Source organism: Actinomycetospora sp. NBRC 106375, assembly GCF_030269665.1.
In the GTDB taxonomy this organism is placed as follows: domain Bacteria; phylum Actinomycetota; class Actinomycetes; order Mycobacteriales; family Pseudonocardiaceae; genus Actinomycetospora.
Window position 1 is genome coordinate 131449 of sequence record NZ_BSTS01000017.1, and the last position, 12942, is coordinate 144390.

The 12942-nt window shown below is 73.5% G+C and carries 14 protein-coding genes and 1 pseudogene; 10 read left to right on the forward strand and 5 right to left on the reverse strand.

Annotated features, from left to right (window positions below):
* Positions 1-18 precede the first annotated feature (18 nt).
* Both QSK03_RS25030 and QSK03_RS25035 read left to right on the forward strand, forming a co-directional pair.
* Positions 19-657: a TetR/AcrR family transcriptional regulator gene (locus QSK03_RS25030; RefSeq protein WP_285657814.1), complete on the forward strand. Its 639-nt coding sequence runs from the start codon at positions 19-21 to the stop codon at positions 655-657.
* Between the two features lie 208 nt (positions 658-865).
* Positions 866-1390 (forward strand): L,D-transpeptidase, encoded by a 525-nt coding sequence (locus tag QSK03_RS25035; RefSeq protein ID WP_285657815.1) that lies wholly within the window; start codon positions 866-868, stop codon positions 1388-1390.
* Between the two features lie 24 nt (positions 1391-1414).
* On the opposite strand, the gene QSK03_RS25040 is transcribed toward QSK03_RS25035, so the two are convergent.
* Complete coding sequence (locus QSK03_RS25040; RefSeq protein WP_285657817.1) at positions 1415-1783, reverse strand: DUF488 domain-containing protein; 369 nt, start codon at positions 1781-1783, stop codon at positions 1415-1417.
* Positions 1784-1867: 84 nt separating this feature from the next.
* Here QSK03_RS25040 and QSK03_RS25045 point away from each other — a divergent pair, with 84 nt between their 5' ends.
* The 4 genes from QSK03_RS25045 (at position 1868) to QSK03_RS25060 (ending at position 4538) form a co-directional block, all read left to right on the forward strand.
* The gene (locus QSK03_RS25045; protein WP_285657819.1) at positions 1868-2272 is read left to right on the forward strand and encodes a hypothetical protein; all 405 of its coding nucleotides are present in this window, start codon (positions 1868-1870) and stop codon (positions 2270-2272) included.
* Positions 2273-2495: 223 nt separating this feature from the next.
* Positions 2496-2930, forward strand: coding sequence for a DUF6069 family protein (locus tag QSK03_RS25050; protein WP_285657821.1), 435 nt, complete (start codon positions 2496-2498; stop codon positions 2928-2930).
* Between the two features lie 31 nt (positions 2931-2961).
* Entirely contained in the window at positions 2962-3309 is a 348-nt protein-coding gene (locus QSK03_RS25055) for a YciI family protein (RefSeq protein ID WP_285657823.1), read from the forward strand.
* 8 nt (positions 3310-3317) lie between these two features.
* Complete coding sequence (locus QSK03_RS25060) at positions 3318-4538, forward strand: RNA polymerase sigma factor (protein WP_285657825.1); 1221 nt, start codon at positions 3318-3320, stop codon at positions 4536-4538.
* Between the two features lie 272 nt (positions 4539-4810).
* Here QSK03_RS25060 and QSK03_RS25065 read toward each other — a convergent pair whose 3' ends face one another.
* Genes QSK03_RS25065 through QSK03_RS25080 form a run of 4 tightly spaced genes read right to left on the reverse strand, consistent with a single transcriptional unit; the run spans position 4811 to position 7681 of the window.
* Entirely contained in the window at positions 4811-5764 is a 954-nt protein-coding gene (locus QSK03_RS25065) for a cytochrome c biogenesis CcdA family protein (protein WP_285657827.1), read from the reverse strand.
* A 1-nt stretch (position 5765) separates the two neighbouring features.
* Positions 5766-6506 carry a DsbA family protein gene (locus tag QSK03_RS25070; protein ID WP_285657829.1) on the reverse strand — a complete coding sequence of 247 codons (741 nt, stop codon included), beginning with the start codon at positions 6504-6506 and terminating at the stop codon, positions 5766-5768.
* A gap of 37 nt (positions 6507-6543) precedes the next feature.
* Positions 6544-6879: a DUF1330 domain-containing protein gene (locus QSK03_RS25075; protein WP_285657833.1), complete on the reverse strand. Its 336-nt coding sequence runs from the start codon at positions 6877-6879 to the stop codon at positions 6544-6546.
* Between the two features lie 25 nt (positions 6880-6904).
* Positions 6905-7681, reverse strand: a complete 777-nt coding sequence (locus tag QSK03_RS25080; protein ID WP_285657834.1) for an IclR family transcriptional regulator domain-containing protein — start codon at positions 7679-7681, stop codon at positions 6905-6907.
* 126 nt (positions 7682-7807) lie between these two features.
* Here QSK03_RS25080 and QSK03_RS25085 point away from each other — a divergent pair, with 126 nt between their 5' ends.
* The 4 genes and pseudogenes from QSK03_RS25085 to QSK03_RS25100 all read left to right on the forward strand — a co-directional run.
* Complete coding sequence (locus QSK03_RS25085; RefSeq protein ID WP_285657836.1) at positions 7808-9115, forward strand: MFS transporter; 1308 nt, start codon at positions 7808-7810, stop codon at positions 9113-9115.
* A complete protein-coding gene (locus QSK03_RS25090) occupies positions 9112-10647 on the forward strand; it encodes a class I adenylate-forming enzyme family protein (protein ID WP_285657838.1) in 1536 nt (511 codons plus the stop codon). Before QSK03_RS25085 ends, QSK03_RS25090 begins: the two co-directional genes overlap by 4 nt.
* On the forward strand, positions 10644-11438 hold the full coding sequence (locus QSK03_RS25095) for a citryl-CoA lyase (RefSeq protein WP_285657840.1): 795 nt from the start codon (positions 10644-10646) through the stop codon (positions 11436-11438). Before QSK03_RS25090 ends, QSK03_RS25095 begins: the two co-directional genes overlap by 4 nt.
* 272 nt (positions 11439-11710) lie before the next feature.
* A pseudogene (locus tag QSK03_RS25100) lies at positions 11711-12696 on the forward strand (IS256 family transposase); the annotation flags it as partial.
* Positions 12697-12942: the final 246 nt, after the last annotated feature.

The window sequence follows — 12942 nt, forward strand, 5'->3', positions numbered from 1 at the left end:
TGCTACTGTATCGAGCTGATGCCGCCGGTCAAGAGAGCTCCGAGGAGGCGCCGCGAGCAGCAGGCGGCGCAGACCCGCCAACGGATCGTCGACGCCGCCACCGTGCTGTTCGCCGACCCCGGCTACGCCGCGACCACGATCTCGGCCATCGCCGAGCGCGCCGACGTCGCGGTCGAGACCGTCTACGCCCGCTTCCGGACCAAGGCGGGGGTGCTGGACGCGGTCCTCGAGCCGGCGGTGGTGGGGAACGACCAGGGCCTCGACATCCTCGACCTGCCCGCGATCGCGGAGGTGCGCGCGTGTACCGACCAGCGCGACCAGGTCCGCCTGCTCGCCGGCTTCTCGCGCACGCTGCTCGAGCGCGCCGCGCCGGTCCAGCACATCCTGGCGCTCGCCGCGGCCGTCGATCCCGGCGCCGCGGACCTGCGGCGGCGCGATGTCGAACGTCGCGCGACGGTGCAGGCCGCCTACATCGAGATGCTCCGGGCGAACGGTCCGCTCCGGGACGGACTCGACGTCGCGGAGGCAGCCGCGACGTACGCCGCGATGGCGAACCCTGGGACGTTCTCGCTGCTCACCGACCAGTACGGGTGGAGTCCGGACGCCTTCGAGGTCTGGCTCGCGGACTCCCTGACGCGTGTCCTGCTCGACCCGTGAGCGGTGGCGACGAGCTGTCCGGGCGGCGGAAACGCGGCGATTCCTTCGATTTCGAAAGAATGCGCACGAAACGTCGACCTCTCGTTCTCCGCGAATCGGACCCTGCCGGGGCGTCCGCGAACGGGAATCGGCGTCGGGGTCATACTGGCCCGCGGTGGGATCACATCGGAGGCGTCGCGCGCGGCCGGTCCTGACGGTCGGTGTCCTCGTGGCCCTCGTCACCCTGACGGCGATCGCGGTCGTCGGGCTCCTGTGGAGCGGCGCGGACGACGCCGGGCCCGCCACCGCTGCGGCGCACGTCGCACCGGTTCCCGCCGCCCCGGCACCTCCGACGGAGCCGGCGGTCCTCGCGGACAAGGCGTCCTGCCCCCGCCAGGTGGTCGCGTGCGTCGACCTGCGGACCCACAAGAGCTGGCTCCAGCACGACGGCACCGTCGTCTACGGCCCCGTCCCGTTCCTCCCCGGCGCCGAGACCGGCCGGGTCGCGCCCGGGCCGACGAGCTCCGCGACGCCGACGGGCCTGTTCCACGTCCAGCGCAAGAAGGCCGACGAGGTCTCGAGCGAGTTCGACGAGCCGATGCCCCACGCCGTGTTCTTCGCTCCCGGCGGCATCGCCTTCCACGAGGGGAGCCTGACCGACTCGTCCCACGGCTGCGTCCACCTCGAGGGCGTCGACGCCACCGCCTACTTCCAGCACCTGAAGATCGGCGACCCGGTGCTCGTCTTCTCCTGACCGCCGAGTGACGCCACCGGGGGCTCAGTCGTCGCCGGCCTCCGAGCGCAGCACCTCCGCCAGGACGGTGGCGTGGCTGATCGTGACGTCCCGGGTCGCGGTCAGGAGGATCAGGCGCCGCCCGCCGACCCCTTCGGTGAGGTCCCGCAGCGCCTCGGCCCGCTCCGGTTCGTCGAGCTCGGCCCGGTAGCGGCGCGCGAAGTCGCCGAAACGCTCGGGGGCGTGGCCGTACCACCGTCGCAGCTCGGTCGAGGGGGCGACGTCGCGGCACCAGCGGTCCAGGTCGGCCCGGTCCTTGCTCAGGCCGCGGGGCCAGACCCGGTCGACGAGGACGCGCAGGGCCGCCGGATCCGTGCGCGGGTCGTAGACGCGGCCGACCTCGACCTGGGGCATCGGGTCATCCTCGGCCATGGCGGGTTGCCACGGACGGCGCGGGGGTACTTGCGGTGGGTCACCGACTCGGGGGAGGTGGACGCGGTGGAGAGGCACAGGTCGGCGCTCCTCGCGCTGATGGCGGGCGCGTCCGCCTCGCTGGTGCCGGGCGTCGCGCACGCCGACGCTGGCCACGTCGACTCGGCCTATGTCGACGAGCCCGTGCTCGCACCCTCGCCCGTCGCCGAGGCGCTTCCCTACGGCGGACAGCTCGTGCCGGGCGCCCCGGCCGTCGGCACCGACGAGATCGTCGAGGTCGGGCTCCTCGGGTTCGGGGCGCTCAACGCGGTCGGGCTGGTCGCGGCGGGCGTGGCCGACGCCGTCCGTGGGCCCTCCCCGGAGGAGACCCGGCGGGCGCTCATGGCACGGTCCGGACCCGGCACGGTGTCCGAGCGTGTCCGTGGCCGCCGCGGTCGCGAGCGAGGGGTGCCCGAGCTGCGCGCCGCGTGACGTCCTATCCGCCGATCGGCCAGCGGCTCCGCAGGTAGTTCTTCAGCATGTCCCGCACGGTCGGCCATGCCGCTGCGGCATCCTCCAGCGTGACGTGGTGCGGGTCACTCCCGGGAACTCGTCGCAGAAATTTCCGGAGCCGTGTCGAAAAGACGTCGTCCCCGTTCGTCGCCTGGGTGAGAGACCGGCGACCGCGCCGGTCCCGCACCCACCGGAGGTCCCCGTGTCCACCACCGCCACCGCCACCGCCACCGTTCCCACCACCGACGCCCCCGCGACCACGCCGACGCTCGGTTCGGTGCTGCTGACCGGCGCCGCGGCCACCGTCGCCGCCGCGATCGCCACCGCCGCCGTGGCCGCCGCCGGGCAGGCCGTCGGCATCGGCACCGCCGTGTCCGGCGCGACGATCCCGGCGCCGGGCTTCGCGTTCCTGACGGCGATCTTCTCGGTGGTCGGGCTGGTCATCGCGACGGCGCTGCGCCGGTTCGCCCGCCACCCGCGCACCGCGTGGATCCGCACCACCGTCGCGCTGACCGTGCTGTCGTTCGTGCCCGACGTGCTCGCGGACGCCACCGTCGCGACGAGGATGCTGCTGATGCTGACCCACGTCGTCGCCGCCGCCATCGTCATCCCCGCCGTCGCCCGCCGGCTGTCCTGACCGACCCCTGCACGCACGAGGAGAGACCGCCATGCACTACCTGATGGGTGTCCGCATCGACGAGAGCGCGCTGCCCTTCTCCGACGAGGAGATGCAGGCCAGCTTCGCCCGGGTCGGCGCCGTCAACGAGGAGATGAAGGCCGCCGGGATCTGGGTCTTCGGCGGTGGGCTGCGGCCTTCCGACAGCGCCACCGTGGTCCGCGTCGAGGACGGCCGCACCGCCATGACCGACGGCCCGTTCGCGGAGACGAAGGAGCAGCTCGGCGGGTTCTACGTCGTCGAGGTCGACGATCTCGACGCGCTGCTGCCCTGGGCCGAGAAGGTCGCCGAGGCCTGCGGTGTGCCGATCGAGGTGCGCCCCTTCGACGGCATCGCCTGACGGCCACGATGGTCGAGATCCGCCCCGCCTCGTCTCCCGAGCCGATGGACCTCACGAGCGTCTACCGGGCCGAGTACGGCCGCTGCGTCGCCACCCTGACCCGCCTCCTCGGCGACATCGGGCTCGCCGAGGAGGCCGTCCAGGACGCGTTCGCGACGGCCATGGAGAAGTGGCAGGACGAGGTCCCGCGCAACCCGGGCGCCTGGATCGTCACCACGGCCCGGAACCGGGCGCTCGACCGGCTCCGCCGCGAGTCGACCCGCGAGGCCCGCCACGCGCAGGCCCTCCTGCTGCACGAACCGGACGAGACCGAGGAGGTGGGACCGGTGCGCGACGACCAGCTGCGACTGATCTTCACCTGCTGCCACCCGGCGCTGTCGCCCCTCGCGCAGACCGCGCTGACCCTGCGACTCCTCGGCGGGCTCGAGGTCCCCGAGATCGCCCGGGCCTACGTCGTGCCCGAGGCGACCATCTCCCAGCGCATCGTCCGCGCGAAGAAGAAGATCCGCGACGCCGCCATCCCGTACCGGGTCCCCGGCCCGGCCGAGCTCCCCGACCGGCTGCCCCCGGTGCTCACCGTGCTCTACCTGATCTTCAACGAGGGCTACACCGCGACCGCGGGCCCGCTGCTGCGCACCGACCTGTCCGCCGAGGCGGTCCGGCTGGCCCGCGCGCTCGCCGACCTCATGCCCGACGAGCCGGAGGCGCTCGGCCTGCTCGCGCTGCTGCTGCTCACCGAGGCGCGGCGCGCGGCCCGGGTGGGACCGTCCGGCGAGCTGGTCACGCTGGCCGAGCAGGACCGGTCGCTGTGGAACCGCGAGCTGATCGCCGAGGGGCACGCGCTCGTCCGCCGGTGCCTGCGCCGCGACCGCCCGGGCCCGTTCCAGATCCAGGCCGCCATCAACGCGGTGCACACCGACGGCGACGCCACCGACTGGGTGCAGGTGCTGGCGCTCTACGACCAGCTCCTGGAGCACAGCCCGACCCCGATCGTCGCGCTCAACCGTGCCGTCGCCGTCGCCGAGGTGCACGGGCCGTCGGCCGCGCTCGCGGTCGTCCGAGAGCTGGACATCCCCGGCTACCACCTGCTGCCCGCCACCCGCGCGGACCTGCTGACCCGCCTGGGGCGCACCGACGAGGCGCGTCGGGCCTACGACGAGGCGATCGGGCTGGCCGGCAACGACACGGAGAAGGCGTTCCTGGAGGGCCGGCGCGCGCTGCTGGCCTGACCTCCTGTCGAGCGGGAGTCACGGACCGGTCACGGGGGTATTCCGGCGTATGGACCGGACCCACCGCCGACCGCCACCGGCCGGTGCGCCCCGCCGCGCACCCGGGCCGCCGCGCCGGTCGTCGGTCACACCGGTGGCGGCTCCCGCGACCCGCCGGAAGGCCACCGCACGGGCCGACGGGCCCGCGCACGGCCGGCCGCGGAGCCCCGTCCGGAAGGTCGTCGCCGGCGGCGCCGCGGCCGTGATCGTGTTCGTCCTGGCGCTGCTGCTCGTCACCGGCGTCGAGGTCGTCCTCGGCGAGCCCTTGTCGGGCGGTCACCGGGGTCAGACCAGCCTGGGCGAGGTGCTGCACCCCGCACGGTGACCTCGTCGTCGCCCGGGTCGCGGTCGGTGTCGGCGGGAGCGGTCGGGGCGCGGTGGCGGCGGAGGCTCCACCACGTGATCAGCCCGATCGCCACCGCCGCCGCCCCGAGCAGGGCCAGGTCGGGGACGGCGTCGCCGATCGACACGACGGTCTCCTCGGCGGCGGCCGCGGTGGACGGGTCGGCGCCGGTGAGTCCCGCGGTGCCGTCGAAGACCACGAACAGCACGCCGATGACGACGAAGAGCAGCCCGGAGATCGTGGTGGTGGTGTGCAGGTGCAGCGGTCCGAGCCGATAGGGCCGGCCGCGCAGCCAGCGCCGCCGGCCGAGGTCGAAGCGCTGCCACAGCGCGGCGAGCAGGAACAGCGGAAGTGCCATGCCGGCGGCGTAGACCGCCAGGAGCGCGGCCCCGCGCAGCGCCTGGCCACCGGCGGCGGCGACCGTGAGCACCGCCCCGAGGACGGGCCCGGAGCAGAACCCCGCGAGGCCGTACGCGGCGCCGAGGCCGAGCGTCGCCAGCCAGGTCCCACGGCGGGCCATCCGGGACTGGAGCCGGGCGGCCGGGGCGAGGGCCCAGCCGCCGCCGAGGATCTGCACGACGCCGAGCACGACGATGACCGTTCCGGCGGCGGTGATGACGGCTGCGCGGTACTCGGTGAGCAGCGCGGCCAGCGCCCCGGACCCCGCGCCGAGCGGGACGAGGACGACCACCAGGCCGAGCAGGAACACCCCGGTCCGGGCCACGAGCTCGGTGCGCCCGCTGAACGCGTAGGCGAAGAAGGACGGCAGCAGCAGGGCGCTGCACGGGCTCAGGAGCGCGAGTACCCCGCCGGCGAAGGCCACCGCGTAGCCGATGTCGAGCACGTCAGCGGCTCCCCGCGAGCGCGCCGTCGATGGCCTGCCGGAAGGTCCCGAGGGGCTGCGCACCGAAGATCAGCTGATCGCCGATCACGAAGCTGGGCACGCCACCCACCCCGAGCCGGGCACCGAGCTGCTGGTCGTCCGTGACCGCCCGGGCGATCTGCGGGTCGGCGTAGTCGCGCTCGAACCGTGGCACGTCGAGGCCCAGCCGGCCGGCGAGCGCGCTCAGCGAGGCGTCCGTGACCTCGCCACGGTTCTCGGGTGGCTGGTCGCGGTACAGGGCGGCGTGGACGTCCCAGAACCGGCCCTGCCGGCCGGCGGCCCGGGCCGCTCGGGCCTCGAGGACGGATTCCGGACCGAGGTAGGCGAAGTCGTGCCACTCGACCCGGACCTGGCCGCTGTCGACGTACTGGCGCAGCAGTGCCGGTTCGGTCGTGGTCGTGTAGAGCCGGCAGAACGGGCACTGGAAGTCGCCCCACTCGGAGACCACGACCGGGGCGTCCGGGCGTCCCAGCGCGAGCGGGTCGCCCGGTTCCCGGCGGGCGACGGTCAGCCGGGCCGCGGCCGTGGGGTCCTGGGCGGCGGCGCCGTCCGCGCCCGTCGGACCGGCTGAGGCGTCCACCGTCAGGACGGCGAGCACGGCGAGGACGACCAGCGCGAGCGCCGCCGCGAGCAGGATCCGTCCACGGCGACGGCCCGGATCGTGGCCGCGGTCGGTGTCCGTGGGCGCGGAGCTCGGTGTCATGCCCGGGATTCGCCGCCGCGCCCGCTGCCGTTCGGCCTCACCGGTCCCGGTCGTTCACCACCGGCCGCAGGTCCTCGAGCTTGTCGTAGGCCCACCACAGGTAGTTCTCCGTCCCGCCCTCGCGCAGCGGGTGGAGGTCGACGTGGTCGGGGTCGTCCTTGAACGCCTGGAAGGCCTCGGCCGACGGCCACTCGACCAGCACGAGGACCTGACGCGGTGAACCGCCCGTGCTGGGCGAGCTCCCGCTCAGCTTCCCCAGGGCGACGACGCGTCCGCCGTGCTTGCCGACCGCGGCCGCGGACCGTTTCGAGTAGGCCTTGTAGTCGTCGTTCGGGGCGAGATCGAAGAGGTTCAGCGCATAGACGGCACTCATGGCGGCAGTCTCCCCGGTAGCGGGCTCACCCGGGCGGCGCGAGGGAGTGCCGCAACGCGGGGGACCGCGCGATCTGCCCGGCCAGCGACTCGGCGGCGCGCTGCAGCAGCGGCAGCCGTGACGCGACGAACGCCTCGGGTGCGCACAGGCCCGACGCGATCGCGCAGCTGATCCCGGCGACGGCCGTCCGCCCGTCGGGCACCACCGGCACACCGAGGACGGTGATGCCCGCGTCGAGCTCGTCGACGACGAGGGCGTACCCGGCGCTGCGGACGCTCCGCAGCTCCTCGCGCAGCACGCCCTCGTCGGTGACGGTGCTCGGGGTGCGCGGGGCGAGCTCGGCCGTCGCGAAGTAGGCGTCGAGGCGGTCGTCGGGGAGGGTCGCGAGGATCGCGCGGCCGGTCGCCGACACGTACGCGGGCACGCGGCTGCCCTGCGTCACCGCGAAGCGGAGCAGGCGCTCGGTCTGCAGATGGACGAGGTGGATGACGTCGGTCCCGGACAGCGCGGTGAGCGACACGCTGTCCCTCGTCTCGTCCCGGACCTGCTGGAGGTGCGGCTGCGCGACGCCCGCCAGGTCCATCGAGTCCGGGTAGGACGCGCCCAGCTCCAGCACCCGCGGGGTGAGCACGAACCGCCGGTCGACCTGGGCGAGGTAGCCGAGGGCGACCAGGGTGAGCAGGAATCGGCGGGCCACGGCCGGGCTCAGGCCCGTGGCGTCGGCGACCTGGCCGATCGTCTGCTCGGGGCGCTGCGGGCCGAACGAGCGCAGCACGTCCAGCCCGCGGGCCAGGGACGTCACGAACTGTTCCTTGTCCGGGGTTGACACCCGAAACCTCCGCGGCGCACTGTCCACTCGTTCGTTCAGCGACATTATCTTCGCTCAGCGAATGTCGCAAGTCTCGACGGAGAGGCGTGGTGGGACACGATGAGCGACCTGGACCAGCGGACGCCGCCGGTGTCGACCCGGCGGATCGCCACGGCCGTCACGATCGGGACGGTCGTCGAGTGGTACGACTTCTTCCTCTACGGCACGGCCGCCGCGCTGATCTTCCCCACGGTGTTCTTCCCGGCCGGGGACCCGACGTCGGGCTCGCTGCTGTCGTTCGCCACGTTCGCGACCGGGTTCGCGGCGCGACCGGTGGGCGGTCTCCTGTTCGGTCACCTCGGCGACCGGATCGGGCGGCGGTCGGTGCTCGTGGTGACGCTGGTGCTGATGGGCCTGGCCACCGCCGGGGTCGGGCTGCTGCCGAGCTACGCCGCGGTCGGCGTCGCCGCGCCGGTCGCCCTCGTCCTCCTGCGGATCGTGCAGGGCCTCGGGACCGGGGGCGAGTGGGGCGGCGCCGCGCTGATGACGAAGGAGAACGGCGCCCGCCGGCCCGGTTTCGTCGGGGGGTTCCTGTCCAGCGCGGTGTTCGCCGGGCTGATCCTCGGCTCGCTCGCGTTCACCGGGCTGTCCGGGCTGCTCACCGACGAGCAGCTCCTGGGCTGGGGCTGGCGCATCCCGTTCCTGGTCAGCGTCGCGCTGGTCGGGATCGGTCTGTGGATCCGCCGCGGCCTTCCCGAGACGGCCGAGTTCCGCGAGGTGAGCGACCGGGGCGCCCGGGAGCGGGCACCGATCGTCGCCGCGCTGCGCAGGCCGCGCAACGTCGTGGCGATCTTCCTGATGCGGCTCGGCCAGAACACCACGTTCAACATCGTGTCCGTCTTCGTCCTGACCTACGCGACGACATCGCTCGGGCTGCCGAAGGCGTCCGTGCTGACCGCGACGGTCGTCGGTGCGGCGCTGGCCTGCGTGCTCTGCCCGCTCTACGGGCTGCTCGGCGACCGCATCGGGTTCCGCACGGTCATGCTGGCCGCGCTGACGTTCCAGGCGCTGTTCGCGTTCCCGTTCTTCTGGCTGACGGAGTCCCGCGACCTGGCGCTGGTCGTCGTCGCCGTCACGGTCGGGATCGCCGGGGGAGCGGCCGCCGCGGACGCCATCCAGCCGGCGTACTTCACCGGCCTGTTCGGCACGCAGAGCCGCTTCAGCGCCGTGTCGATCGGTCGCGAGGGCGGGACCGTCGTCGGCGGTGGGCTCGCGCCGCTCATCGCGGCCCTGCTGCTGGTCTGGCAGGACGGGAGCCCGTGGGCGATCGCGGCGTGGATGGTGGTCACGAGCCTGGTCGGTGTGGCCGGCGTGCTGCTGGTGCGCCCCGTGCGCGACCAGGAGCCGGCGACCGCCGGTGTGCGGTGAGCGCGGCCGACCTCGTCGCGGCGGCGGCGGGCAGCACCCTCGCCGGGCTCGTCGACACCCGCGCCCGGATGCACCCCGACCGGGTCGCCCTGCGGCAGGGAGACCACCGCGTGACCTACGCCGAGCTGGAACGGCGCAGCCGCCGCCTGGCCGGGATCCTGGCCGCTGCCGGTGTCGAGCGAGGTGACCGGGTCGGCCTGCTCTCGGAGAACCGGATCGAGTACCTGGAGGTGGTGCTCGCGAGCGCGCGGCTGGGAGCGCCGGTCGCCACCCAGAGCACCCGGGCCACACCGGACGAGCTCGCCGGGTGTCTGGACCTCGTCGCGCCCGGGCTCGTGATCTGCTCGCCCCGCCACGTCGAGCGGCACGCCGACGTGCTCGCCGCGCGTCCGTGCTGGGTGTTCGGGCCGGAGTACGAGAGCCGGATCGCCGCCGCCGAACCGTTCCCGGGCCCGCCGCGCGCCGAGCCAGAGGACGTCGCGGTGATCCTCTACACGAGCGGGACCACGGGTCGCCCGAAGGGCGCGTGCGTCAGCCATCGCGCCGAGATCGCCCGCGCGATGGCCACCCGCGCCGACCTCGGCCTGCCCGGCGAGGACACGTTCGTCGCGTGGTCGCCGTTGCACCACATGGGCGCACTGGACAACTCGCTGTGCGCGCTGGTGTCCGGCGGCACGGTCGTCGTGGTCGACGGGTTCCGCACCGACGAGCTGGTCGCGATCCTGGCCGCGGAGCGGGTCGGCTGGCTGCTCGTCATGCCCGGCACGGTCGGGCGGCTGTCCGCCGCGCTGCGCGAGGCGGGCGTCCGCCCGGTCGGCGTCCGGCTGTGCGGCGTGATGCCGGACCTCGTCCCGCCCGGGGAGATCGCCGAGCTCACGACGCTGCTCAGGGCGCCCTACGCGGACACGTTCGGCTCCACCGAGACGGGGTGCCCACCGTGCTCGGCCGGGACGATCCCGGTCGGCGCGGCCCCGACGGCGTTCCGCAAGGTGCAGAGCGCGTTCTGCGAGGTCCGGCTCGTCGACGCGGACGGCGGCGACGTCCCGGACGGCACGCCGGGCGAGATCTGCGTGCGTGGCCCGACGCTGTTCAGCGGCTACTTCGACGACGAGGAGACCACCGCCACGGACTTCCGCGGCGGGTGGTTCCACATGGGCGACGTCCTGGTGCGGCACCCCGGCGGCACGCTCTCGTTCGTCGACCGCGTCAAGTACATGATCAAGACGGGCGGCGAGAACGTCTACCCCGCCGAGATCGAGCGCGTCGTGATGCAGGTCCCGGGGGTGGTCGAGGCGTGCGTCGTCCGCGCGGCCGACGAGACCTGGGGCGAGGTGCCGGTCGCGGTCGTCGCGCTCGAGTCCGGCACGGCCGAGGCGCTCGTCGAGCACTGCCGCGCCGTGCTGCCCGGCTACAAGGTGCCCAAGGACATCCGGCTCGTCGAGACCGGAGTGATGCCGCGCAACACCTCCGGGAAGCTGCTCCGCCACGAGGTGGAGCGGCTCCTGACCCCGACCGAAGGAGCCCGCTCGTGACCGACCCCGCCCCGATCCTCGACGTGCGCAGCGACATCTGCTGGAGCGACGAGACGTCGGTGACCGTGCTGGGGCGCGACCTGTGCACGGACCTGATCGGCTCGGTCGACCTCGGCACGTTCGCCTACCTGCTCCTGACCGAACGGATGCCCTCCGAGGCCGAGGCCGCGCTGTTCAACGCGGCGCTGGTCAGCCTGGTCGAACACGGCCTGACACCGAACGTGCTGGCCACCCGCATGACCTTTCTGGGTGCGCCCGAATCGCTCCAGGGCGCGGTCGCGGCCGGCCTGCTGGGTCTCGGCACCCGGTTCGTCGGCACGATCGAGGGCTCGGCGCGCTACCTCGCCGAGAGCCTGGCGACGCTCGGCGCGGATCCCTCGGACGACGACGTGCGGGACGAGGCGCGTCGGGTCGTCGACGGGTTCCGCGCGCAGCGGGCCCACGTGCCGGGCGTGGGACACCCCGTGCACACCCCGGTCGACCCCCGCGCGGAGGCGCTGCTCGACCTGGCCGACCGGCTCGGCTTCCCGACCACCGCGGGGCGGCTGCTCCGTGCCGTCGCGGCCGCCGCGTCGGAGTCGTCCGGACGACACCTGCCGGTGAACGTGACCGGCGCGATCGGGGCGTGTGTCGTGCTGCTCGGCGTGGACTGGCGCATCGCGCGGGGCATGGGCGTCATCGCCCGCACGATCGGGCTCGTGGGTCACCTGCGTGAAGAGCTCGCCGAGCCGATCGCCACCACGATCTGGAACGTCGCCGACGAGTCGGCGTCGCGGCACCTACGTCCCTGAGAGGAGATCCGCTGGCGCCCCCGGGCAGGATGCGAACCTGCGCTCCCTCCTCCGGACTCCGGGCGACCGACCGCCCTGCGGCGTTCTGCCTGCACTTCCGGGCTCCGGAGGTCCGCCGGAACGCTCTCTACGTGCCCCCTCGGACCTCCGATTCGTCCCACGACCCGTCCCACGGACCATGGGCTCCAACCGGCCGACATCCTCTGGGACTGTCCGAACGACGGTGTAACTGGTTCTGAGGCTCCGGGCGTGTCCTGGGGGAAGGACCAGTCATGACCGACACGATCGAGCCTGTGCCGGCTCGGATCGATCAGCAGCAACTCGCTCGAGAACTCGTGGAGGCCGCCCGCGCTGAGGGGGCCGAGGTCGTCGGCCCCGGTGGCTTGTTGACCGGGCTGACCAAGACGGTCCTGGAGACCGCGTTGGACGCCGAGATGAGCGAGCACCTCGGGCTATGACAAGCACGAGGCGGCCCGTCGCGACGGCGGCAACTCCCGTCACGGCACCCGCACCAAGACCGTGCTCACCGAGATCGGGCCGGTGGACATCGAGGTCCCCCGCGACCGGGACGCCTCGTTCGAGCCGGTGCTCGTGCGCAAGCGCCAACGGCGTCTGGACGGGATCGACGAGATCGTGCTGTCGCTGACCGCGCGGGGTCTGACGACCGGGGAGGTCGCGGCTCACTTCGAGGAGGTCTACGGGGCCAAGGTCAGTCGCGACACGATCTCGAGGATCACCGACAAGGTCCTCGAAGAGATGACCGAGTAGCCAAGATCTGGGTGGGAAGAACCGGCCTCTCGACGCGGTCTATCCGGTGATCTTCGTCGACGCGATCTAACTCAAGGTCCGCGACGGGCAGGTCACCCGCGACATCCTGGGCATCTGGGCTGGCGAGGGCGGCGAGGGCCCGAAGTACTGGCTCCAGGTCCTGACCGAGATCAAGAACCGCGGCGTCGACGACGTGTGCATCGTGGTCTGCGACGGCCTGGCCGGGCTGCCCGCCGCGATCACCACCGTGTGGCCCCCGACCCTGGTGCAGGCCTGCGTGCTGCACCTGATCCGCAACACCTTCCGCTACGCCGGCCGCAAGTACTGGGAGCAGATGGCCAAGGACCTGCGCCCGGTCTACACCGCACCCACCGAGGCCGCCCCCGCGGAGCGGTTCGCCGAGTTCACCGAGCGCTGGGGCGCGCTCTACCCGGCGATCATCACGCTGCGGCGCTCGGCGTGGTCGGAGTTCGTCTCGTTCCTCGACTACGGAGCCTGTTGCGAAATCACGGTGACAGCCGCCGCCGCGTGATCGCTGCGAGGCTGTCGCCTCAGGACGTGCTCGGCGAACCGGTCGGTTGGCCCCTCTATGGCAGGGGACGGCCCGGGTAGGCGCCGAGGGCGATGGCGAGGTGGAGCTTGCGGAGGTTGAAGGCGGTGGCCGCGAGGTGCAGCTCGCTGGTGGCGGCGGCCAGACCGCGTCGGGAGAACCGATCGAGGATCTTCTTGAGGTTCC

Excerpts from the sequence above, each read along its gene's own strand:
- QSK03_RS25030 (WP_285657814.1), top strand. The coding sequence starts at position 19 with ATGCCGCCGGTCAAGAGAGCTCCGAGGAGGCGCCGCGAGCAGCAGGCG.
- QSK03_RS25040 (WP_285657817.1), bottom strand. The coding sequence starts at position 1,783 with ATGCCCCAGGTCGAGGTCGGCCGCGTCTACGACCCGCGCACGGATCCG.
- QSK03_RS25055 (WP_285657823.1), top strand. The coding sequence starts at position 2,962 with ATGCACTACCTGATGGGTGTCCGCATCGACGAGAGCGCGCTGCCCTTC.
- QSK03_RS25060 (WP_285657825.1), top strand. The coding sequence starts at position 3,318 with ATGGTCGAGATCCGCCCCGCCTCGTCTCCCGAGCCGATGGACCTCACG.
- QSK03_RS25070 (WP_285657829.1), bottom strand. The coding sequence starts at position 6,506 with ATGACACCGAGCTCCGCGCCCACGGACACCGACCGCGGCCACGATCCG.
- QSK03_RS25075 (WP_285657833.1), bottom strand. The coding sequence starts at position 6,879 with ATGAGTGCCGTCTATGCGCTGAACCTCTTCGATCTCGCCCCGAACGAC.
- QSK03_RS25085 (WP_285657836.1), top strand. The coding sequence starts at position 7,808 with ATGAGCGACCTGGACCAGCGGACGCCGCCGGTGTCGACCCGGCGGATC.